This is a genomic window from Paeniglutamicibacter sulfureus (genome assembly GCF_030512175.1).
Lineage (GTDB): Bacteria > Actinomycetota > Actinomycetes > Actinomycetales > Micrococcaceae > Paeniglutamicibacter > Paeniglutamicibacter sulfureus.
Genome location: NZ_JAULBL010000001.1, coordinates 1,159,898 through 1,181,792 on the forward strand (window position 1 = coordinate 1,159,898; position 21,895 = coordinate 1,181,792).

A 21,895-nucleotide genomic window follows, 5' to 3' on the forward strand; every position below is an offset into this window, starting at 1 on the left:
CCGGGGCGCCAGTTGGCACCGTATTGTTGCTGCGCGGAGTTACTTCGCGGCCGGTTCCTTCAGCTCCGCCTCGTCGACGACGACGCCGGCGTTGAACGACGCGGCGAGCATGCGCTCCTGGGCGACCTTGGCTCCGTGCATGGCACGCAGCTCGGCGTGCTGCGGCTTGCTGCGCAGGATCGCGTAGCCGATGCCCAGTGCCACGAACCAGATCGGGGTGAAGAGCAGTGCGGCCATGGTGTCGGCCTGGGTGGTCAGCGCCCAGAGGATGAAACCGAAGAAGGCCAGGACCACGTAGGGCATGAAGGTTCCGCCGGGCATCTTGAACTTGCTGGCCGCGTGCAGCTGCGGGCGGCGCTTGCGGTAGACCAGGTAGCTGATCAGGATGATCGACCAGACGAACATGAAGCACAGTGCCGAAATGGTGGTGACCAGTGTGAAGGCCTCGGCCACGCCGCCCTCGGCGTAGAGCAGTGCCACGCCGGCGAGCAGGAACATGCAGGAGAATAGCAGTGCATTGCGCGGGACCTTGGTCCTCGAGAGCTTGGCGAAGCCCTTGGGCGCGTCGCCTTCCTCTGCCAGGCCGTGGATCATGCGGGAGGTCGAGTAGATCCCGGAGTTCGCGCTGGAGGTGGCCGAGGTCAGCACCACGAAGTTGATGATGCCGGCGGCACCCACCAGGCCGGCCATCGCGAACATGCCCACAAACGGGGATTCCTCGGCGCTGAACAGCTTCCATGGCTGGACGGCCATGAGAATAACCAGCGCACCAACGTAGAAGAAGAGGATGCGGACCGGGATGGAATTGATCGCCTTGGGCAGGGTCTTTTCCGGGTCCTTGGTCTCGGCGGCGGTGGTGCCCACCAGCTCGATGCCGACGAACGCGAACACTGCGATCTGGAAGCCGGCGACGAAGCCCATGAAGCCGGTCGGGAACATCCCGCCGTCGTTCCAGAGGTTTGCGAAGGAGGCGGTGGCGCCGTTGTTCTCGAAGCCGGTGATGATCATGACCAGGCCGACAACGATCAATGCGCCGATGGCGACGATCTTGACCAGGGCGAACCAGAACTCGGTCTCGCCGAAGTTCTTCACGCTTGGCAGGTTCAAGGCCACCAGCAGCAGGATGCAGACCACGGCCGGAATCCAGAGCGGCAGGTCCTTCCACCAGTACGCCACGTAGTGGGAAATCGCCACGACGTCGGCGATGCCTGTGACCACCCAGCAGAACCAGTAGGTCCAGCCCGTGAAGAATGCCGCCCAGGGGCCCAGGATGTCCCCGGCGAAGTCGGAGAAGTTCTTGTAATTGGTGTTGCTCAGCAGCAGTTCGCCCATCGCACGCATCACGAAGAAGAGCATGAAGCCGATAATCATGTACACAAAGATCACGGAGGGGCCGGCGACCGCAATGGTCTTGCCGGAGCCCATGAACAGGCCGGTGCCGATGGCACCGCCGATCGCGATTAGCTGGATGTGGCGGTTGGAGAGCCCGCGCTCGAGGTGGGGCTCGGAACTGTTGTTGCTCATGCTGTTGCCTTCCAAGTGGATGGTGGTGCTTCGGTGACGCGCCATGGTGATTCCCTAGTGCCCGTCGCCGAGTGGGGCCAAGTCTTCGGTCGCGTGTGTCGCGTCGTTCTCCGCGGCGCTCATTCCCAGGCCGTTGCGCTTGCAGGAGAGCACATCGTCGCGGGCGGCAAACTCCTGATCCCGCAAGACAGGATCGAGAAGCTGGCCGGAAGGCGCGTCAAGGGGCAACCGGGCAGTGGCGTGGGTGGCGAGCGTCATGGGGGAACTCCCGAATCGTGCACGGACGGTGCCGTGCTGTTCTTGGTTCCTCCCCAATCTGTTTACTGACCTGAGAGTTTCCATCCCTGCCCGCAATGGGTGAGGGACTTGCTCCTTCGGTGAGCACGAAACTTCGTCGTGCTGCTTTCCAGATTCGCCTCTTCGTGGCGGTACGGGGGCCTGAGAGTTTCCTGGGGAGGAATTGCTCCTACGGCGCCCGCCCATGGTTTGGGCGGGACTCTCCCGCCACGTGCCGACGGCGATTTTCTTGTGACTACTGTCACAATCTACGCGAAAGTTTTCCTGTGGAGCAAACCGCAGAACGTTTCATTACAGCGCAGGGTCGAAAAATGTCATTCTGACGTGGAGCGGATCCTCCAACGGGGACTCGTCATATTCGCGGGCGAGGCAGTGGGTGCGGCCCTCGAGGGACTCCTTGATGGCTGCGTCCTGTGCAACGGCGGGTTCGGGTGCTGCGGGGGGCTTGGTCTGCGTCATGGGTGCCACGCTAGCAACCCGGATTGCCCAGCGGTTTTCGTCGCTGTTTCCACCCTGTAACGGTCATCCAGTACGTGTTTCGCGCGGGTTTCACACGACGACTGCCATCGAGAAGTCCAGTTTCACGTGGTCGGACGCAAGAGGGTCAGCTGCGGTTGACGCCAGCTCCGTCCCCTCCGGCCGGCGGCCGGAACCTTGTGTTGCCTGCCTGCCGCATCCGAAACGCCATCGTGGCCTTGCCTGCTCAGCTGCCCAGGGCAGCGCCCACGTCCCCCAGGAGGTCATCGGCCGTTTCCAGCCCGATGGCCGCACACCCCTCCGGCCCCATGGCGCGATGGGCGGTGGTCGCCGGATGGGCGATTAGGGACTTGTCAATGCTGCTGATCTCATCAAGTCGGGATTTCTATGCTTCGTCTCCGACGGCCCAGGTGATCTACTGGGGCGATCTGGACAGCCACGGATTCGCGATCCTGAACCGGCTGCGCTCCCATGGCGTCACAGCCCGCAGCGTCCTGATGGACATCCAAACCCTTGACGCCTATGCGGACCTGTGTGTAATGGAACCCGTCCCGTCCACCGCCCGGCTGGTCTACCTCACCGCCGCCGAGCTCGAAACGCTCCAGGTCCTCGCCGAACGGGGCAACACCCGGCTGGAACAGGAAAGGATTCCGTGGGAGCGCGCCGTGGCAACACTCTCGCGTGCTGCCGGATCCGCCGAACGAACGGTGGCAGGGCCTGGGAACACGCCCGAAACTCAGCTGTTGGAGTAAAGGACCCGTAGCGCTTCGTGCAGTCCGTGTCGGCGCTCGAGCGGATCCGACCCCGCGGTGCGCAGCGGCTCGGCTTCCTCCAGCGCGTCCCAAAAACCCTCGGTGGGCATGGAGGGCGGAGGCACGATGAACCAGCAATGGGCCAGCGGGTCGGGCGGGCAGTTGAGACCGGCTTCGTTCAGGAAAACGGAGATCGGGTTGCCGGCGGAACCCGCAGTCGGATCAAGCCGGTCTTCGCGCGGCAGGCGGTAGATGACGTGCGGCACGCCGAGCTCCAGTATTCCTGCGACGGCGAGGAAGCCAAAGCCGCTGCGGGGCACCTCCACCGCACCGGGCGGCGGGTCGGCCACGGGGACGGAGTCCCAGTCGATGGTTGGCATCTTTCCTCCTTGTTCGGCGAACGGGGAAATGGCGCCCGCGAAGCCAGACTAGTCGACGCCGGTGGGCCTCGGTAGGGGGCGTCGAGGCGACCATGGCCATTCGTTCGAGGGTGAACGGCCAGAGGGCCAAGGATGGCTCAGATCCGTCCGGCCACGACCCCGGCGAGCTCGAGCCAGGCACGCTCGCGGTTCTCCCGCAGCAGCTTCGCCTGCTCCGGCGAGGTCTCCAGGAGGACGCGGGCCAGGCGACTGCGCCTCAGGGCGGCGTGGGCAGCTGCCCGTGTTGTCCGCTTTCGGGCCACGTGGCGCGCCTTGTCGGGGTTGACGATGGCTGGATGGTCGGTGAATATCTCGGTTGAAATGCTCATGCATCAAGCCTGCAGCCAGGGAGGCCGCACAGCCACCATTCGGCTATTTCCGAATCCTTACGCCGACCCCGTTGCCGGCCTAGACTGTCTTGCATGCGGATCAGCTTGACCTCGGAGGACCTGACCCGGGTGCGATTCACCGTCTCGCCCCTGTGGGAAACGGTCACCAGCGTCCGCGCCCTCCAGTTGGGCACCCGGATGCACCGCCCGTGGATCACCGATGCCACCACGCGCATACTCGCCTCCGGTGACCCGCGGAAACAGGACCACTTGCGGCTGCTGACCACCTTGATCCGCCCCACCGGGTATATCGCCGATTCACTGACCCCCACTCCCCTCCGGCAGGACACCTTCGAGGCGGGGCTCGCCGCGGTCGGCGCCGTCCCGCCGGAATTGTGGGTTCGCGACCTCGACTACCTGTTCTCCACAGGGCTGGAGGGGAGCCGGGTGAGGGAGGTGCAGGCAATCCTCGAGGACCCGGAATCCGGGATACCGCGCGTGGTTTCTGCCCTGCGCTGGTACTGGCAAACCGCGGTCGAACCGTTTTGGCCGCGGCTGCGGGCCATGCTTCTGGCCGACCTGGACTACCGGCTGGCCTTGCTGGCCGAACACGGCATCCACCAGGTCTTCAACACCCTGCACCCCAACGTCCGGCTGACCGGGGACGGCATTGAGGTCACCGCCCATTGCGACGGTTCGCACCATGCGGCCCCGGGCAACGGGCTGATCCTTGTTCCCAGCGCCTTCGTCTGGCCACGCACCCTGGTCCTGGACGTGGATCCGTTTGTCCCCACGCTGACCTATGCCCCGCGCGGAGTCGGCCGGCTGTGGGAAAACACCCGGGAGGTCAAGGACTCCCCGGTGGCCCAGCTGCTCGGGCACACCCGGGCGCAGATCCTGGCCCAGCTCGACTTGCCCATGACCACCACGCAATTGGCCTGCGCCCTGGAGCTGGCGGCGGGAACCGTCAACGGGCATCTGAAGGTGATGGCGGCCTCGGGCCTGACTGACACCATCCGCGCGGGCCGCGAGGTCTACTACCGGCGTGCCGACCTGGGCGAGGACCTGCTGGCCCGCGCTTAACCCCGCGACAGCCCGCGTTATTGTCCCCGCTCTTGGGTAGGGTCGGGGCATGATTGATTTCAACAATGCCTCCGTGTTCAAGCTCAGCCCGTGCAACCCGGATGACGTGGCGGGGGAAGTCACGCCCCTCTTTGTCCAGGGCGAGGAGCTGCTCGCCGCGTTCAAGGGCGCGCGCGACTACGTGGTCTTCACCAACAAGCGGCTCATCGCGGTGAACATCCAGGGCCTGACGGGCAAGAAGCGCGATTACACGTCATTGCCGTATTCCAAGATCCAGGCATTCTCCGTGGAGACCGCAGGCACCTTCGACCTCGATGCCGAGCTGGACCTGTGGTTCAGCTCCCTGGGCAAGGTCCGCCTTGAATTCAAGGGCAAGGTCGATGTGCGTGCGCTCTCGCAACTCATCGGATCCTACGTCCTGTAGCGCCGCACGTCCCGACCGAACGCGGCCGGTCATGCATCCTCAGAGGGATTGGCGCCGGATGAGCCGCGTGCCGGTCTTGACCAGCATCAGGACCAGCAACAGGATTCCCACGTAGCCGTTGATGACATAGACGATGTTGACCATCTGGGAGAACGGCAGGACCAGGCCAATGACGGTCCCGGCGACGGCCAGCGCGATGGTCAGGTACTTGAATCGGGGCGTCTTGTCGGCGAAGAAACGCGAGGAGACGGTCCACAGCAGCGGCACCGCCGTCGTGTAGATGCCCGCAAGGATCATCACGGAGATCCCGGCGGCAAGCACCGGGCTCACGTCGCTGGCCAGCACGAGCATCGGGATCTCGGTCCCGCCGACCTTGGCGATGTTGGCGAGGAGTCCGAGCCCGACGACGATGCAAGCCACCGAGAAGGCGATCGATCCCGCCAGCGCGCCGGAGGAAGCCTCCTTGCGGCTGCGGGCGGTCTTGCCAAGCGCCGTCAGGAAGGCGGCGAGCCACAGCATGCAGAAGCCGACGTAGGACAGGCCCGCCATGAACCAGTTCGTGGAGGCCTGCGTCAGCTCCATCCCGGCCAGCAGTGCATTGCCCTCGGCGATCCCGCCCGGGTTCCGGAGGATCCCCAACAGCCCCAGTGCGATCGCAACCACGACGATCAGCGGGCCGATCTTGCCGATGACGTCGACCAGCGACTTGAGCCCGAACCAGACGCTGATGCCGACGACCACCGCCAGTCCGATGCCGCCGGCGTAGCGCGAGAGCCCGTAGTGCTCCTCGAAGACGGCCCCCGCTCCGGCGACCATCACCGTGAAGCTCAGGAAGACGAACAGGATGGAGAAGAAGTCAAAGAATGTCCCCAGGTGCTTGCCGCAGTAGTAGTGGAAGATCATCGAGGGCCGCTCGAATTTCTTCGCCTGGCCGACCACGAAGAATTCGACGGCAACATATGTCATGAGCACCAGGACCAACAGCCCGGTGCCGAAGACCCCCCAGTAACCGTAGGACGTGAAGTACTGCAGGATTTCCTGGCCGGTGGCGAAACCGGAACCAATGAGGAACGCGATGATTGCACCGGCGTAGGTGAGAACGCGCAGGACGCTCACCTTCTCGACAGTGTCCAAGTGCGCCCTGGTGAATGCCTTCTGTGCCATACCTTGTACTTCTCCCGAAAGTAACCGACGCCGGTGCACGCACGTCAACTCCTGATATATCAATACCCCACGAACGATATGTTTGATATGTGATCCAGTCAACAACTTTTTGAAAGATGACGCGGGTCACAGGGTCGCGGCGGAGCCTTCCCGGAAACGGGGAGCACCGCGGAGCACGAGAATCGTCGGATTCTCAGGTAGGCGGCCCCCGCGAACCGCCCGCTGGCCAAGTAGGCGACCGCGGCTGGCTCCGGGCGCACGCCCGGCGCGAGCGCGGCTTCCTCGATCCCGGCCACACGCATGCTGTTTTGGCAGGCGCAGACCTCGATGCCCCCTTCGGCCGCCAGCGGGGCAACATCCGAGTTCAGGTGCGGGACGGCGGACAGCTGGGCGACGCAGGGACCCCGGACGACGACCTCGATGGCCGTGTCCGGCAATTTGGTGCGCGCCTTGCATGCAATCCGGGCGGCGGCTAGGTCTTGGAATAACCTTGTCCCGGGTCCGGCGAAGTGCAGCAACAGTCTTTGGATCGCGGGCGGACATCTTCGTGTTTGGTGGCGGATGCCCCAGCCTGTCGACTGCCGGCCCGCCGGCGCCGCGCTACCAGGCGTCGCGCGGGCTCAGCCGGGCCGCCGCCATCGAGGCACCCAGGATGATGGTGCGCATGAAGCGCTCCGCGGCCTCGATGAGCAGGCGTTCCCCGTCCTCCACCGCTTCCTCCAAGGTCATCGGGATCGGGACAATCGAGGCGATGGCATCGATCCCGATGTCGTGCACGTCGCGGCAGCCCTTGCCCAGCGTCCCGGCCAGCGCCACCACGGGCACCCCGTGCAGGGACGCGCGGCGCGCGACCTCCGCGGGAACCTTGCCCCGGGGAGTCTGGAAGTCGATGGCGCCTTCGGCGGTGATGACCAAGTCGGCCCCGCGCAGCAGCCCGTCCAGGTCGATCCCGGCCAGTCCGGAGTCCAGGATCGCCTCGAAGCGCGGCATCAGCACCGCCCCGACGGCGGCCAAGCCGGCACCGAGCCCGCCGGAGGCGCCGGTTCCCGGCGCGTTCGCGAAATCGGTGGCCCGGGCAGAGTCCAGCGAATCGCGGCGCAACACCGCGGCCCAGTGTTCGAACCCGGCAGACATGGCCTCGACCTGTTCCGGGGTGGCGCCCTTTTGCGGGCCGAAGACGCGGGCCACGCCGCGCGGACCGGTGAGCACGTTGTGCTGGTTCAGGGCAAGGGTGATTTCCACGGTGCCCGCGGCGATGGCCGGGTGCAGAGAGGCCATGTCGATCCTGTCGACGCGCGCCAGGTGGTTGCCGCCGGCCGGGACCTCGCGCCCGGCGGCGTCCAGGATCCGCGCGCCGAGTGCCGCCAGCGCGCCCATGCCGCCATCGGAGGTCCCGGAATCGCCGCACCCGACGAGCACCTTCTGCGCACCGGCGTCGATGGCAGCGACGATGAGCTCGCCGACCCCGTGGCTCGTGGTGGTTCCGGGATCCCGCTGGTCCCGCGGAACCAGTCGAAGCCCTGCCGCGGCGGCCATTTCGACCACTGCGGTGCCGGTGGCCTCGCCGCCGAGCATGGCGTAGTGGGAGTCGACCGGTTCCCCGACGGGGCCGGTGACCCGGGCAGGGACCAGCCGGCCGCCGGTGGCGCAGGCGAGCGTCTCGGCGGTGCCTTCCCCTCCGTCCGCAATCGGAACGGCCTTGACCACCGCGCCGGGCAGGGCCCGGCGGACACCGGCGCCGATGGCCTGGGCGACGGCTGCGGCATCGAGGGATTCCTTGAATCCGGAGGGGGCAACCAGGATGCGGCGGGGCAGGGCGTTGGACATGATGATGGTTCCTTAACTGTTGGGGAAGGTATTGGGGGGTGGATGTGTGGCTAGAGGAAGAGCGGCATGCCCATCGCGGGCCAGATACAGAGCGCGAAGACCAGCACCAGGGCGACCATGACCGGGGCCAGCACTGCGCTGAGCCGCAGCAGGTCCGCAGGCTTGTAGGTCTCCACGCCCTCGATGTCGGAGAAGAGGTTGACGGGTTTCGCGCTGCTGGTCAGCGTGTGGCAGAAGCCGGCCGCGGCGGTGGATGCGAAGGCGATCGCCACGGCGTTCACGCCAAGGCCGGGGGCCAGTGAGACGACCAGCGGGATCAGCACCGCCGAGCGGGCCGAGCGCGACTGGATGACCAGGTGCGCGGCTGCGGACATGACGACCACCAGCACGGTGAACACCCACGGGGCCGCGGCTCCCAGCCCGTCGACCGGGCCCAGCACGCTGAGCGCCAGCCATTGCGCGGCACCGGTCCCGACCAGGGCGGTGCCCAGGGTCAGGGTGGCGGCCATGAAGATGAGCATCGACCACGGCACCGCTTTCAGTGCCTTGGTCAGGCCGACGGAGCCGAAGCCCGGGCTGGCCACGAGCAGGGAGCCGAGCAGTGCGACGATGGCGGGGTGCAGGTGGTGCAGCGGTTCGGTGCACCAGAGCACCACCACCGCGCAGATCAGCAGGGCTGCCCTTGACTGGCCGACGGCCAGCGGCCCGGTCAGCGGCACCGGGGAGTGTTCCTGCAGCTGCTCGATGCCAACCGCCAGCGGCAGGCGCCGGTCCCCGGGCCGGGTGAAGAGCCACAGCACCAACTCGGCGCACAGGTGCGAGGAGACGAAGGCCAGCGGCAGGCCGTAGAGCAACCACCCGGCGAAGGAGAAGCCCTCGTATCCGGAGGCGGTGAGGATCTGGCTGGTGATCAGGTGAGCCCCGGCACCCAGGTAGGAGGCCACAGCGGAGAGCAGGATGACCGAAGGGAAGACCAGCGACAGCGCCAGCACCACCCGACGGCGCTCCTGCAGGGCCCGGGCCAGCGCAATGAACACCGGGATGGCCAGGGCCGCCCGGCCGGAGGTTGAAGGCACCGCAAACGCGGTGGCGACCAACACCCCGGTCGTCAGATGCACCAGTTGGCGGGGGCTGCGGGCACCTGCGACGATATAGGCCGCTGCCCGGGTGGCCAGGCCCGTGGCGGTGATCCCGGCCGCGATCACGAACGCAGCCAGCAGCAGCCAGATGGTGTCCTCGCCCAGCGAGGAGAAAAGCTGGTCTTCGGGCAGGACTCCCATCAACACCAGCACCAGTGCGGCGCCGAGGGCCACGTAGGTGTCACCGACCGGCGAGAAGATCCACAGCCAGATGGCGACGGCGAAGACCGCGAGCGTCAGCGCGCCCTGGGCCGACAGCGCCGTCGGGGTCCCGGCAGCCTGGCCGAAGGTGCTTGTGGCACACCAGATCAGGAACGCCGCGAGCAGCGCCGCGGCGAGAAGGGCCGCGATGCGCCGGCGGTTGTCGCGTGGGCGCTTGGGACGGGGTGCCGGGGAAAGTACCGCCGGCGCCGGCGCCGGCGTTGCATAGCGGAAACGGGCGGGGGTGCCGGTGGCGGTGTCGGTGGTGTTCACGATTCCTCCCCGAGGGTGGTGGCGAGCCTGTCTGCGAACGCGTCGTCCTGGCGGCTGGCGGGTGCCAGTGCCTCGAGCGGCACCGAGAGCCCGAAACGGGTTCCGGAACCGTCCCCGGATTCGACCCAGGCGGTGCCCTGGTGTGCCTCGGCAACCGCCTTGACCACGGCAAGGCCCAGGCCCATTCCGGGGTCGCTGCCCTCTGCGCTGCGGTAGCTTTCAAGCAGCGCCCGGGCACGCTCTGGATCCAGCGGCGGGCCCGGATTGGCCACCCAGAAGCTGGCGGCGCCGTCGGCGACAGAGGAACCGATGCGGATGGTGTCGCCCGTTTTGGTGTGGGCAACGGCGTTCTCGATGAGTTGGCGCACCGCATCGGCGATGCGGTTCCGGTCCAGCCACGCGTCGGCGTTGCCGGTCGCCTCGATGCGGAAGTACCGTTCGGGGTGGGTGCCGGGCAGGGATGCCTCGGCGGCGACATCGGCCGTCACCTCGCCAACCGAGACGCGGGCGGGCTTCACAAAGCCCGGGTTCCCGCTTTGGGCCAGCACATCGAGGTCCGCGAGCGTGCGTCCCATCCGGGCGATCAGCCTCTGGGCACCGCAGGCGATGCGGGCGCGTTCGGCACGCGGCAGGTCCTCGTCGACCAGTTCGTGCAGGGCCGCGGCGACCCGGCGTTGGGGTTCGTTGAGGTGCTCGCGGGCCTCGGCGATGAAGTGGCGCTGCGCCAGGTGGGAGGCCTCGACCCGGTCAAGCATCGCGTTGAGCGTCTCGGCCAGCTGGGCCAGGTCGTCCCTGCCCTCCACCGGGATGCGTGCCGAGAGGTCGTGGGCGGTGATGGACTCGGCGGTTTCCCGCACGGTCCGGATCGGGCGCGTGATCTGCCGGGCCACCAGCCAGGCGATCCCGGCGGTCAGCGCCAGTCCTCCCGCCGCCACGCCGAAGAGCATGACCGCCTGCCGGTTGGCCTCCTCCTGCGCGGCCCCGGTGAACTGCGCGACCACCAGATGCGCCTGCCTTTCCGGCGGCGTGCCTGCGGGTTCACCGGCGGCGACGGCCTCGGCCTTGCCCCAGCGCACCGTTCCGTGGGCACTCTCATAGACGCCGGCGGTCTTGGGGTCGCGGAGGATCCGTTCGACCAAGGCGGCGTCGCCCACCAAAATGCTGCCGTCATCGTCGGCCACGCCCCGCGCGGCCAGCACTGTCCCGCCGGCCACGCCGACGATCTCCTCGCCGGCCAGCGGCTGCTGCCGGGCGAGATAGCGCTCCATCAGTGCGCCCATCGAGGTGAAGGGCAGGGCCGTCCTGGGGTCACGTCCCTCGGCGGCGAAGGTGCGGAACTCCTCGATTTCCTGCACGACGCCCACGTTGGCGGCCTCAGCGACCTGTCCGGACATGACGGAGCGCATCGTCACTGTCACAGCGAGCAGTGCCAGGGCGGTGGTCAGCACGATCCAGCCCACTATGCGCCAGCGCGCCGACACGGCCGAGCCCTGGCGCTCATGGGTTTCAGTCCTGGTCATGGTCGCGCTCCTGGGAAGGGGCCTGGGCCGACGGTCCCGACGGAGAGGCAAGCTCAACCACGATAGGGTGCTGGTGCGGCAACGGCGGGTTGGCGGTATTGGCCAGTATTTGGCTGGCGGTCGCCAGTCCGGCCGGAATGGCCAAGACGACGAGCAGGAGAAGTATGCGGCGAATCATGTTCCCAACACTAGAAATGCCTTGTGAGAGGACAATGATGGGTCAGTGAGAGGCAAATGAGAGCCGTGCGGGAGCTTTCGTGGGGACGACCGGCAACCCGAACGCGTCCAGGGCCACGCTAGTCGGGGCGAGCGCCATTCACAGACAACGCACAGGCCGGTGCAGGCATCGATTCGCGTGGCCTCGTCGTTGAACCCAATAGCGAACCCAGCAAATCAACCGACGGAGACTATTGCTTTTGACGCCCGCAGCCTCGACCACGGCTACCGCCATGCTTCCGGATCCGCGGCATGACGATATCCCATCGGTCGTGCCGTCGCGCGCCCGGACCGTCGTGTTGCTCGGCATCGATGGAGCAGGCAAGACCACCGTCGGGACAACGCTGGTGGCCGAACTCCGGGAAGCGGGAACGCCGGCCCAACTCCTGCGCAATCCGGCCGGACGCCGTTGGATGTCGCGTGTGGCAGAACGATTCGGAACCGCTTTGACTCCGGTTTGGGCTAACCGGCTGGAATCTGTCGTGCGCCTTGTCAACGTTCTGCTCGCCCACGCGCGAGCATCGGGCTTCGCCGGCACCACCGTGATGGATCGGCACGTGGCGTGCCAGCTGGTCCTGCGTTCAGTCCGCGGACTGCCCCAGGGGGTGCTGTTGCCATGGCTGCTTTCCCGCCTGCCGCAGCCGGACGCGATGATCCTGATTGATGTTCCCGCCGGAATTGCCCACGCCCGCATCGTTGCGCGCGGGGAGGATAGCGAAACACTTTCCTACTTGCAGTCGGCGCGAGAGGCATACCTGGAGATTGCGTTGGCCAGAGGCTGGCACATCATCGACGGTTCCGGCACTCCGCAGCAGGTAGCCGCCACAACGCGACGGGCCGCGACAAGCAACGGTTGACCACGGCGCTCGGCACCATCTGTGCCACGGTTCCCGGACGGCTGAGCGGCACGGCCCTTTGCTCCTGACGTAGTGCGATCCTTCGGCGTGCACTTCCACAGATCGCCGATTCTTGTCGACCCTCAAATATCCCTTCCTTCTTCTACGGTTGCCGCCGATGAGGAGGCCACTTTCGCTTTTGTTGCTGGAATACATGTGTGGACGGCCACAAATTTAGCTTTCGCGAAGAAGTGCAAATCTTTCTTCCGATACCCCCTAGCTGACTCTGGAAAAGTGCGGAAATGTAATTCCTACGCAGAAAGAACGCCGGAACAACCTACCGGGATCATGAAGACGATCCTGGCCCGGCACCCGGCAATCCAGCAAGGAGAAGGCAATGACCGAGCAAAATTCGACCGAGAACCGCATCGCTGCAATCGAAGAGGATTGGGCAAGCAACCCGCGATGGACCGGCACCACTCGTGATTACTCGGCAGCAGACGTCGTGAAGCTCCAGGGCTCCGTGCAGGAAGAGCACACGCTGGCCAAGCGCGGTTCGCAGAAGCTTTGGAAGCAGCTCACCGAGGAAGCCCCGTCCGGCGGATACACCAACGCCCTGGGCGCACTGACCGGCAACCAGGCAGTGCAGCAGGTCAAGGCCGGCCTTCGAGCCATCTACCTTTCCGGTTGGCAGGTCGCGGCCGATGCAAACCTTTCGGGCCAGACCTACCCGGACCAGTCCCTCTACCCGGCCAACTCGGTACCGCAGGTCGTGCGCCGCATCAACAACGCACTGCTTCGGGCCGACCAGATCGAACATGCCGAGGGCATCAAGACCGTTGAGGATTGGCTCGTCCCGATCGTGGCCGACGCAGAGGCAGGCTTCGGCGGCCCGCTGAACGCCTACGAACTGATGAAGTCGATGATTTCCTCCGGCGCCTCGGGCGTCCACTGGGAAGACCAGCTCGCTTCGGAGAAGAAGTGCGGCCACCTCGGCGGCAAGGTCCTCATCCCGACCCAGCAGCACGTTCGCACCCTGAACGCCGCCCGTCTGGCAGCCGACGTCGCCGGAACCCCGTCGGTTGTCATCGCCCGCACCGACGCCGAGGCAGCAACCCTGATCACCTCGGACGTCGATGACCGCGACAAGCCGTTCATCACCGGCGAGCGCACCGCCGAAGGCTTCTACAAGGTCACCAACGGCATCGAACCCTGCATCGCCCGGGCCAAGGCCTACGCGCCGTACTCCGACCTCATCTGGATGGAGACCGGCACCCCGGACCTGGAACTGGCCCGCAAGTTCGCCGAGGCGGTCAAGACCGACTTCCCGGACCAGATGCTCTCCTACAACTGCTCCCCTTCCTTCAACTGGAAGAAGCACCTGGACGATGCAACCATCGCCAAGTTCCAGCGCGAACTCGGCGCCATGGGCTTCACCTTCCAGTTCATCACCCTCGCCGGCTTCCACGCCCTGAACCACTCGATGTTCAACCTGGCCCACGGCTACGCCCGTGACGGCATGAGCGCCTACGTCGAACTCCAGGAAGCGGAATTCGCCTCCGAGGCACGCGGCTACACGGCCACCAAGCACCAGCGCGAGGTCGGCACCGGCTACTTCGACGACATCGCCACCGTACTGAACCCGAACGCCTCGACCCTGGCCCTGGCCGGATCCACCGAAGCCGGACAGTTCCACTAAACACCCACCGGGCGGTTTCCCGCCCACGGCACCGGCGGGGTCGACCCCACACGGTCGGCCCCGCCGGGGCACCCGCCTCGGAGCACCAGCATCCAGGCACACCACCACCCACAAGCATTTGATTCAAGAAGGAGTCACAGCCATGAACGATCCAATCACCCTGAACGGTATTACTTTGGTCGCTGCCCCAGTCCGCCGGCAGGAAGAGATCCTCACGCCCCAAGCGCTGGACTTCTTGGCCCAACTCCACAAGGCATTTGACGGTCGCCGTGCAGAACTCATGCAGACCCGCCAGCTGAACCGCGCCCGGATCGCCAACGGCTCGGACCCGAAGTTCCGCCCCGAGACCAAGTCGATCCGCGACGACGAGTCGTGGAAGGTCGCCCCCATCGCCCCCGGCCTGGAGGACCGCCGCGTGGAAATCACCGGCCCCACCGACCGCAAGATGGCCATCAACGCCCTGAACTCCGGCGCCAAGGTCTGGCTGGCGGACCTGGAGGACTCGTCGACCCCCACCTGGTCCAACGTCATCAACGGGCAGCTGAACCTGCGCGCGGTGCTGGACCGCACCATCGATTTCACCTCCCCCGAGGGCAAGGAATACAAGCTGGCCGGCGAGAAGCTCACCGACCTGCCCACCATCGTGGTCCGCCCCCGCGGCTGGCACCTGCCGGAGAAGAACCTCCTGGTTGCCGGCAAGCCCGTTTCCGGTGCGTTGGTCGACTTCGGACTGCATTTCTTCCACAATGCGCAGCGCCTGATCTCCCAGGGCAGGGGCCCGTACTTCTACCTGCCGAAGATCGAGAACCACCTGGAGGCACGCCTCTGGAACGACGTCTTCGTGCTGGCACAGGACCTGATTGGCATCCCGCAGGGCACCATCCGCGCCACCGTCCTCATCGAAACCATCACGGCCGCCTTTGAAATGGAAGAGATCCTCTACGAACTGCGCGAGCACGCCTCCGGGCTGAACGCTGGCCGCTGGGATTACATCTTCTCCATCATCAAGAACTTCCGTTCCCGCGGCCCGCGCTTTGTGCTCCCGGATCGCGGCATGGTGACCATGACGGCGCCGTTCATGCGCTCCTACACCGAGCAGCTGGTGCGTGCCTGCCACCGCCGCGGTGCCATGGCCATCGGCGGCATGGCTGCCTTCATCCCCAACCGCAAGGATCAGGCCATCAACGCCATGGCCTTCGAGAAGGTCCGTGCAGACAAGACCCGCGAGGCCAACGACGGCTTCGACGGTTCCTGGGTTGCCCACCCGGACCTGGTTCCGGTGGCCCGAGAGGTCTTCGACGCGGTCCTGGGCCAGAACCCCAACCAGCGTGAGCGGACCCGCGAGGACGTCACCCCGGATGACAAGGAGCTGCTGAACATCGCCGGCACCGAAGGCAAGATCACCGAGGGCGGCATCCGCAACAACATCGAGGTGGGCATCCGTTACATGGAGGCCTGGCTGCGCGGCAATGGTGCCGTTGCCATCCACAACCTCATGGAGGATGCTGCAACCGCGGAGATCTCGCGTTCGCAGATCTGGCAGTGGATCCAGCAGGCAGCCATCACCGACACCGGTGAATTGGTTTCCCGCGCCTGGGTCGAGGCCATGACCGAGGAGGAATTCGAGAAGCTCTCCCGCTTCGAGGGCGACCGTTTCGAGGATGCCCGTGAGATCTTCGAGGCCTGTGCCCTGCGAGAGGACTTCCCGACCTTCCTCACCGTCCAGGCGTACAACCGCTTCCTGCGAGAGGCAAAGCCCCTGGAAACGGCCGCCGCGTAAACAGTCTTCGGTGGCGGGGTCAGGGGGCAAGCGCAACGACGCGACCACCCCTTGGATCCCGCCACCAAGAAACAACTTCATAACCTTCGATCGTCCCCACCGGCAGAACTGCCCCAGGCGGGGACGATCGTTTTTTATTCGTACAATCCACCTTTTGGGATTCATTGGCATACACATTTCCCGAACTGACTATGGGTGCTGGGATGATGTGAATTGGGGGATCCCAGGATCGACCAATACACGCACTCGCAAAGCAAATCAGGAGATCCAATTGGACGATCACGAAGCAGATAATTCAGTTGACGGGTCCACTCTGACTCGCGTTTGCCAAGATTGCAGCGTCCAGTCCACATCTGCTGGAAATTTCTGTCCCAATTGCGGAAAGCCCTTCGAAAAGAAGAATCCTAGATCGCAAAAAATGATGGTGCTCATAATCGCAGCGGTCGCGGTCGCACTTTTGGTTGTAGGCATCATCTATGTATTTCAACAGGCGGCTGCCAAACAGGTGGCCGAAGACGCGTTGGCTTCACAAGTAGCCGCCTCGTCATCCGCAGCTGCCAGTTCATCCGCGGCTTTTGCGGCCGCCCAAGCAGCGGCAGCTGCGGAGGCTTCCGCAGCTGCCGCGTCCGAAGACACAGAACGTGCAATCCGCCAGGTCTATGTGGCAGAACTTGAATCCAGTATCGAGAAAGACTCCAAGGCCCGTGTCAAAAAGGGCAGTCTGACTGGCCCCATCAAACGCGTCAGCTGCACGCCCACTGGCGGCGGGTCTCTTGACGACCTCACCAGCCTCACGACAACGTTCGAGTGCATTGCTGTCAATGAAACGAACAAAGACAAGACCGAAAGCGGATATGTCTTTACCGCCACCATGAACTGGGATGATGCATCCTATTCGTGGCATTTGGGCCGATAGTGTTTAGGCGGAGCTTTCGGTAGCGCATGTGGAACGAACCGGTAGCAAAAATGTAAGTATCCGGTAGCGCTTCGGGGGATTCAGAGTCAGGATTGCTTTCACCCACGGCAACAGGTCGTGGACAGTGAAAGGAAACCGACCGTAGTGGCTGATTACAAACAAATCATGGCCCTGCTGGTGCAGGGCAATTCGTATCGGCAGGTCCAAGCGCGAGCCGGTTGCTCGCATCGAACGATCTCCAAGGCCCGCCAGGTCCTTGACGACCAGAAACTGACCACCCTTGATCAGGTCGGTGCGCTTAGCGATGAGGACCTTGACCGGCTTTTCAGCGATGGCCGCAAGAACGTGTCCAGCGAGTTCGTTCCCGTCAACATCGATGCCGTGGTGAAGGCCCGGATCGGCCGGAAAAAGCCACCGTTAAAGGTCATGTGGGCCCGCTACCTGGACACCCCGCACACGGGCTCCGCCCGGTTTTACGGGTATGAACGGTTCTGCCAGATCGTTGCCGAGCACGTGAAGGCCAACGACCTGACCAGCCCGCTTACGCACGAACCCGGACGCACGATGCAGGTCGACTGGGCCGGGACCAAGATGCAGCTGACCGACCCCATCACCCGGGAAACCACGAAGGTCTCGGTCTTCGTGGCGTCGTTGCCGTATTCGGGCATGATCTTCGCGTACGGGTCCCTGGACGAGAAGCTTCCAGCGTGGTGCCAGATGCACCGCAGGGCCTTTGAATATTTTCAAGGCGTGACCCAACTGGTCATTCCCGACAATGCCTCGACCGCCTCGAACCAGATCAGCCGCTATGAAAAGGCCCGGGACGTGAACCAGTCCTATGAGGCTTTCCTGGAGTATTACCAGAGCGCGGCAGTCCCGACCGGATCCTACAAGCCGCAAGAGAAAGGCCACGTCGAGGCCGGGGTGAAGATCGTGACGAACTGGATCATCCACTATCTTGCCGACCGGCGCTTCACGACCCTGGATGAGCTCAATGAGGCCGTGGCCGAACAGATGGACATGATCAACGAACGGACGCCCTTCCGCGGTGAGCCCCGCTCCCGGCGTGAGTGGTTCGAGGAAGCCGAGCGCCCCGAGTTGATCGGCCTCCCGGATGAGCCGTGGCGGGAAGTTCAGTGGCGCAAGGCGAAGGTCTCGCGGGACTGGCACGTGCAGGTCGACACGATCAAATACTCGGTTCCGCACCAGCACGCCGGGCAGACCCTGGACGTGCGGGTGGTCGGTGAGCAGGTCACGATCCTTGCCGGCGGGGCAGTGATCGCTTCGCACCAGCGTGGGGCGCGGCGTCATTCCTACGTCACCGACGCCGACCATGCGCCGCACGGGTATGAGGACACCTCACTGCTATGGACCCGGGCCTATTTCATCCGGCAAGCGACCAAGGTCGGCCCCTACACGGTCCAGGCTTTGACCCGGTTGCTGGAGCGGAAGAAGATCGAAGCCCAGGGCTACCGGTCGTGCTTGAACATCCTCGAGCTGGGGAAAGGCAACAACCGCAGCCTGTTGGAACAGGCCTGCCACGACCTCTGCGTGCACGACGCGAGGAACCCGATCAGCTATACCGCGGTCAAGCATCGCATCGCCGTCCTGCGTGCGGACCATGCCGGGCGTCCTGCAACTCTCGCTCCTGGCCCGGGGCCGTCCGCTGCGACGGGGAGAACGGTGGGCGTCCGGGATACCAGCCGTGCCCACCTGGACGGGATCTCGCAGTTCAGTCTCGAGGCGCTGACCAACGCAAGCCTGACCGAGCCGACGACGGGGGAAGGCCGTGCTTGACCACCACCTGACGGAAGATGACATGGGGCTGTTTACCAGGTTGCGGATGACCGCGTTCGGCCAGGCTGTCATCGACATGGCCAACGATCCGGCCTATGACGAATGGACGTTCTCCCGCAAGGTCCGTCACGCCTTGGACCAGGAGACCACGGCCCGGGCCCAGCGTCGGGTGGTGAAACTGCTCAAGGAGTCGAAAACGCCCAACCCGGCCGCTTGCATTGAAGAGATCCACTATCTGCCCGATAGGACGCTGAACCGGGAGGTCGTGGCACGGCTCGCGTCGTGCCAGTGGATTGAGCAGACGACGAATCTGGTGATCCTCGGGAAATCAAGTGTCGGCAAATCGTATTTGGCCCAGGCCTTGGTCAACGCGGCTTGCCGGCACGACCACACGGCACGCTACTTCCGGCTTGATGACCTGGCCAATAAGCTCGCGGTCTATCATCGGGCGGACTCCGAACGGCTGAAGTTCCTCGGAGACCTGCACGACTGCGATGTCCTGGTCCTGGATGATTTCCTGACCACGCCGATCAGCCCGGAGACTGCGAGCGAACTGCTCAATATCCTTGCAGGACGTGAACACCGGGGCGCCACGGTGGTGACGTCGCAGTTCGATCCCGAGGACTGGTACAAGTCGCTGCACGATGCGGTGATCGCCGAGTCAATCCTTAACCGCATTGTTTCCAGCAGTGAACTGATCCAGCTTGACGGGCCGAATATGCGCCGGCGCGCCCACGCCGATCAAGGAGCTGAGCCTGCAAGCTAAAGCGGTGGGGTGCTGGTGCGAGGGTTCGGGCACTACCGGGTCCTCGCACCAGTGCTACCGGTTCGTTCCACAGGCGTTACCGAAAGCTCCGTCCATACACCGATAGCCACAAATACCCTGGAGAATCCGGAAACCGCCAACGCCTCGACACCAAAAGCGGTCAACGTCTCCCGGGGCTGTCGCCAATGACACCACCTTGGGCACCTATAAATGCCGAAGCTGGCTCTAATCAAGGTCAATAATGGGACATGGCTCCTCCTCCGGGCCGAATGCGGAAAAACCCAAGAAGGAGCGCGGTGAGCCAGCCACATATTCCCCCCACGAAGCTTTTCACCCGGGATTTCCTGCTCGCCGGCGTCGCAAACCTATTCATTTCCATGGTCTTCTACCTATTGATGACCTCCATGGCGCTCTACGCGGTGGACAGGTTCCAGGCCTCCGACAGCGCCGCAGGGTTGGCCTCGAGCGTATTTGTTATCGGCTCGGTCATCGCCCGGCTCTTCGCCGGAAAATTGCTCCGGACCATGGGGCGGAAGCGGCTCGCCATACTCTCACTGGGCCTCTTTGCCCTTGCCTCCGTGTTCTATATCTTCAGCAGCACGCTGTTTCTCTTGCTGATCGTGCGTCTAGTCCACGGGGTTGCGTTCGGCATGGGCAACACCGCCATCGCCACGGCCGTCCAGTCGACCATTCCGCCAGCGCGACGCAGCGAGGGCACAGGCTACTTCGGCCTTTCCACCACCCTTTCCACCGCTGTCGGCCCTTTCCTGGCGGTCCTGCTTTCAGGCAACGGCAACTACACGGCCGTCTTCGTGTTTTGTACCGCATTCTCGACCGCGGCCCTGCTCTTCACGTTGCTCGTCCGCATGCCCGAACCGCCGAGGCCGGCCCAAAAACCCCATGCACACGCCCGGCGCGGCAGCTTTATCCGGTCCATCATCAGCCCCGCGGCACTGCCCATTTCCCTGGTGATCCTGATCTGCGGCATCGCCTACTCGGGCATCATTTCCTTCCTGGCACCGTTCCTGATTTCCAAGTCCATGGCGGAAGCCGCCAGTTGGTTCTTCATTGTCTATGCCGTCACCGTGCTGATCTCCCGGCTATTTGCCGGGCGCATCCAAGACCGGCGGGGCGACAACGCCATCATGTATCCCCTGCTACTGGTGTTTGCGCTGGGCATGGCGGCACTCGCGTTCGACCCGAGCATCCTGACGGTGGCTTCCGCTGCCGCCCTCACGGGTTTCGGCTTCGGCGCATTGATGCCCTGCGCGCAGGCCATTGCCGTTTCAGCGGTGCCACCCGCGGAACTTGGCGTGGCCACTTCGACATTCTTCCTGATGCTTGATGTCGGGATCGGCTTCGGGCCGGTGGCCCTCGGCCTGCTGATCCCCCATCTGGGATACACGGGCATGTTCGGGATGCTCACCGTGCTCTCGGTCCTGGGCATCGCCCTGTACTTCCAGGTGCATGGACGCCACGCCCGCGGGATGCAGGGAGCCTAGGTTCGGTGCCCGAAGCCCATGCCCGGGCTGTCGCGCACGAAGGCCACCGCAGTCCAGGCCACTAGCGCCAGCGCTGCGCCCCAGAGGATCTGCAGGCCTACGTGCAGGTACAGGAAGGCACCGACAAAGGATCCGAGCGTGATCATGGCCCATAGGGCGCCGTACGGAAGCCACGCCCACCTGGGACCGCCGATCAGTGACGCGGCAAGATGCTGCCCCATCTTCACCAGGGCACCGGTCATGTACGTCAATCCCACGCTTACTTCGCCGCGGCGCGTATAGGTCGCGTTGATTGCCCCCATGGACATGGCCATCAAGATGGCGGTCAAGACCCCACCAGCCGACCCCAGGGTGGTGAATGCCGAAGCCGACAAGAAGGCCGAGGACACCGAGAGCACGGCCCCGCGCCTGTGGACCGAGGGAACCTGGCTGGCCAGGGTCGCCGCGGCCACGCCCAGCACGAAGCCGAGCACCAGCCCGATGGCCAGCGCCCACTCCAAAAAGTTGCCTTCTGCCAGTCCCGCACTTGAACGGGTCGAGTTCCCGCTCATGAACGAGACAAAGTATCCGCCAAAGTGAATGAACGCCACGCCATCGACGAAACCTGCAATTGCAGTTAGTCCACTGGCATACGCGATCCCCCGCCAACCCAACGACCGCGCCACGTGTTTTCTCCTTCATCCGTCCCAGACCCGAAGCAGCGCTCCGCCCTGCGGCCCCGTCACGGTCGTTGGTACCGGCCGGCATCCACAACGGCATCGGGCTCCTGCCCAGTCTAGTGATCCAACCGAAGTGCACCGTTCGGTCCCACGCGGGCGATGCCCCGGGTATCCCTTCACGGCGCCCAAAACCGGCTCCGCACCTCAGGTGATCCGTGCCACGGGATCATGGTGGATCTGGGCCATCGACTTACCATTGAATGTCCCCTTTCCTACCAAAGGTTTGTTTTCGTGC

The 21,895-nt window shown here is 64.8% G+C and carries 21 protein-coding genes and 1 riboswitch; of the genes, 10 read left to right on the forward strand and 11 right to left on the reverse strand.

The window, feature by feature from the left end; genetic code table 11:
* Positions 1 to 39: 39 nt before the first annotated feature.
* The 3 genes from cycA to Q2T94_RS05090 form a co-directional block, all read right to left on the reverse strand.
* On the reverse strand, positions 40 to 1,524 hold the full coding sequence (cycA, locus tag Q2T94_RS05080; protein ID WP_302263126.1) for a D-serine/D-alanine/glycine transporter: 1,485 nt from the start codon (positions 1,522 to 1,524) through the stop codon (positions 40 to 42).
* Positions 1,525 to 1,578: 54 nt separating this feature from the next.
* The gene (locus Q2T94_RS05085) at positions 1,579 to 1,782 is read right to left on the reverse strand and encodes a hypothetical protein (protein WP_302263128.1); all 204 of its coding nucleotides are present in this window, start codon (positions 1,780 to 1,782) and stop codon (positions 1,579 to 1,581) included.
* 158 nt (positions 1,783 to 1,940) lie between these two features.
* Positions 1,941 to 2,038, reverse strand: a riboswitch (glycine riboswitch).
* 74 nt (positions 2,039 to 2,112) lie between these two features.
* Positions 2,113 to 2,280, reverse strand: coding sequence for a hypothetical protein (locus Q2T94_RS05090; protein ID WP_302263130.1), 168 nt, complete (start codon positions 2,278 to 2,280; stop codon positions 2,113 to 2,115).
* 374 nt (positions 2,281 to 2,654) lie between these two features.
* Between Q2T94_RS05090 and Q2T94_RS05095 the strand changes: the two genes are divergently transcribed.
* The gene (locus Q2T94_RS05095) at positions 2,655 to 3,050 is read left to right on the forward strand and encodes a Wadjet anti-phage system protein JetD domain-containing protein (RefSeq protein ID WP_302263131.1); all 396 of its coding nucleotides are present in this window, start codon (positions 2,655 to 2,657) and stop codon (positions 3,048 to 3,050) included.
* Here Q2T94_RS05095 and Q2T94_RS05100 read toward each other — a convergent pair.
* Together Q2T94_RS05100 and Q2T94_RS05105 are read right to left on the reverse strand one after the other, a co-directional pair.
* On the reverse strand, positions 3,035 to 3,430 hold the full coding sequence (locus Q2T94_RS05100) for a hypothetical protein (protein WP_302263132.1): 396 nt from the start codon (positions 3,428 to 3,430) through the stop codon (positions 3,035 to 3,037). The two genes, Q2T94_RS05095 and Q2T94_RS05100, sit on opposite strands and share 16 nt — an antisense overlap.
* A gap of 137 nt (positions 3,431 to 3,567) precedes the next feature.
* Positions 3,568 to 3,798, reverse strand: a complete 231-nt coding sequence (locus Q2T94_RS05105) for a hypothetical protein (protein ID WP_302263133.1) — start codon at positions 3,796 to 3,798, stop codon at positions 3,568 to 3,570.
* A gap of 93 nt (positions 3,799 to 3,891) precedes the next feature.
* Between Q2T94_RS05105 and Q2T94_RS05110 the strand changes: the two genes are divergently transcribed.
* Together Q2T94_RS05110 and Q2T94_RS05115 are read left to right on the forward strand one after the other, a co-directional pair.
* The gene (locus Q2T94_RS05110; protein ID WP_302263134.1) at positions 3,892 to 4,881 is read left to right on the forward strand and encodes an ArsR/SmtB family transcription factor; all 990 of its coding nucleotides are present in this window, start codon (positions 3,892 to 3,894) and stop codon (positions 4,879 to 4,881) included.
* Positions 4,882 to 4,930: 49 nt separating this feature from the next.
* Positions 4,931 to 5,305 carry a PH domain-containing protein gene (locus Q2T94_RS05115; RefSeq protein ID WP_302263135.1) on the forward strand — a complete coding sequence of 125 codons (375 nt, stop codon included), beginning with the start codon at positions 4,931 to 4,933 and terminating at the stop codon, positions 5,303 to 5,305.
* 39 nt (positions 5,306 to 5,344) lie between these two features.
* On the opposite strand, the gene Q2T94_RS05120 is transcribed toward Q2T94_RS05115, so the two are convergent.
* The 5 genes from Q2T94_RS05120 to Q2T94_RS05140 all read right to left on the reverse strand — a co-directional run bounded on the left by Q2T94_RS05120 (position 5,345) and on the right by Q2T94_RS05140 (position 11,607).
* Positions 5,345 to 6,469: a YkvI family membrane protein gene (locus Q2T94_RS05120; protein ID WP_302263136.1), complete on the reverse strand. Its 1,125-nt coding sequence runs from the start codon at positions 6,467 to 6,469 to the stop codon at positions 5,345 to 5,347.
* Positions 6,470 to 7,069: 600 nt separating this feature from the next.
* Positions 7,070 to 8,296 (reverse strand): glycerate kinase family protein, encoded by a 1,227-nt coding sequence (locus Q2T94_RS05125; protein ID WP_302263137.1) that lies wholly within the window; start codon positions 8,294 to 8,296, stop codon positions 7,070 to 7,072.
* 50 nt (positions 8,297 to 8,346) lie between these two features.
* On the reverse strand, positions 8,347 to 9,909 hold the full coding sequence (locus Q2T94_RS05130; protein WP_302263138.1) for an SLC13 family permease: 1,563 nt from the start codon (positions 9,907 to 9,909) through the stop codon (positions 8,347 to 8,349).
* Positions 9,906 to 11,429 carry a sensor histidine kinase gene (locus Q2T94_RS05135; protein ID WP_302263139.1) on the reverse strand — a complete coding sequence of 508 codons (1,524 nt, stop codon included), beginning with the start codon at positions 11,427 to 11,429 and terminating at the stop codon, positions 9,906 to 9,908. The genes Q2T94_RS05130 and Q2T94_RS05135 overlap by 4 nt, the downstream gene beginning before the upstream one ends.
* On the reverse strand, positions 11,416 to 11,607 hold the full coding sequence (locus Q2T94_RS05140) for a hypothetical protein (RefSeq protein ID WP_302263140.1): 192 nt from the start codon (positions 11,605 to 11,607) through the stop codon (positions 11,416 to 11,418). Before Q2T94_RS05140 ends, Q2T94_RS05135 begins: the two co-directional genes overlap by 14 nt.
* Before the next feature lie 271 nt (positions 11,608 to 11,878).
* On the opposite strand from Q2T94_RS05140, the gene Q2T94_RS05145 reads away from it, so the two are divergent.
* From Q2T94_RS05145 to Q2T94_RS05175, 7 genes are all read left to right on the forward strand, one after another.
* Positions 11,879 to 12,502 carry a dTMP kinase gene (locus Q2T94_RS05145; protein WP_302263141.1) on the forward strand — a complete coding sequence of 208 codons (624 nt, stop codon included), beginning with the start codon at positions 11,879 to 11,881 and terminating at the stop codon, positions 12,500 to 12,502.
* 376 nt (positions 12,503 to 12,878) lie between these two features.
* A complete protein-coding gene (gene aceA, locus Q2T94_RS05150; protein ID WP_302263142.1) occupies positions 12,879 to 14,180 on the forward strand; it encodes an isocitrate lyase in 1,302 nt (433 codons plus the stop codon).
* 142 nt (positions 14,181 to 14,322) lie between these two features.
* Positions 14,323 to 15,960 carry a malate synthase A gene (aceB, locus tag Q2T94_RS05155; protein ID WP_302263143.1) on the forward strand — a complete coding sequence of 546 codons (1,638 nt, stop codon included), beginning with the start codon at positions 14,323 to 14,325 and terminating at the stop codon, positions 15,958 to 15,960.
* 271 nt (positions 15,961 to 16,231) lie between these two features.
* Complete coding sequence (locus tag Q2T94_RS05160; protein ID WP_302263144.1) at positions 16,232 to 16,876, forward strand: hypothetical protein; 645 nt, start codon at positions 16,232 to 16,234, stop codon at positions 16,874 to 16,876.
* 144 nt (positions 16,877 to 17,020) lie between these two features.
* A complete protein-coding gene (gene istA, locus Q2T94_RS05165; protein ID WP_302262615.1) occupies positions 17,021 to 18,673 on the forward strand; it encodes an IS21 family transposase in 1,653 nt (550 codons plus the stop codon).
* Positions 18,674 to 18,695: 22 nt separating this feature from the next.
* Entirely contained in the window at positions 18,696 to 19,439 is a 744-nt protein-coding gene (locus Q2T94_RS05170) for an ATP-binding protein (protein WP_302262616.1), read from the forward strand.
* Positions 19,440 to 19,735: 296 nt separating this feature from the next.
* Positions 19,736 to 20,941 carry an MFS transporter gene (locus Q2T94_RS05175; RefSeq protein WP_302263145.1) on the forward strand — a complete coding sequence of 402 codons (1,206 nt, stop codon included), beginning with the start codon at positions 19,736 to 19,738 and terminating at the stop codon, positions 20,939 to 20,941.
* Here Q2T94_RS05175 and Q2T94_RS05180 read toward each other — a convergent pair.
* The gene (locus Q2T94_RS05180) at positions 20,938 to 21,606 is read right to left on the reverse strand and encodes a YoaK family protein (RefSeq protein WP_302263146.1); all 669 of its coding nucleotides are present in this window, start codon (positions 21,604 to 21,606) and stop codon (positions 20,938 to 20,940) included. The genes Q2T94_RS05175 and Q2T94_RS05180 overlap by 4 nt on opposite strands.
* Positions 21,607 to 21,895 lie beyond the last annotated feature (289 nt).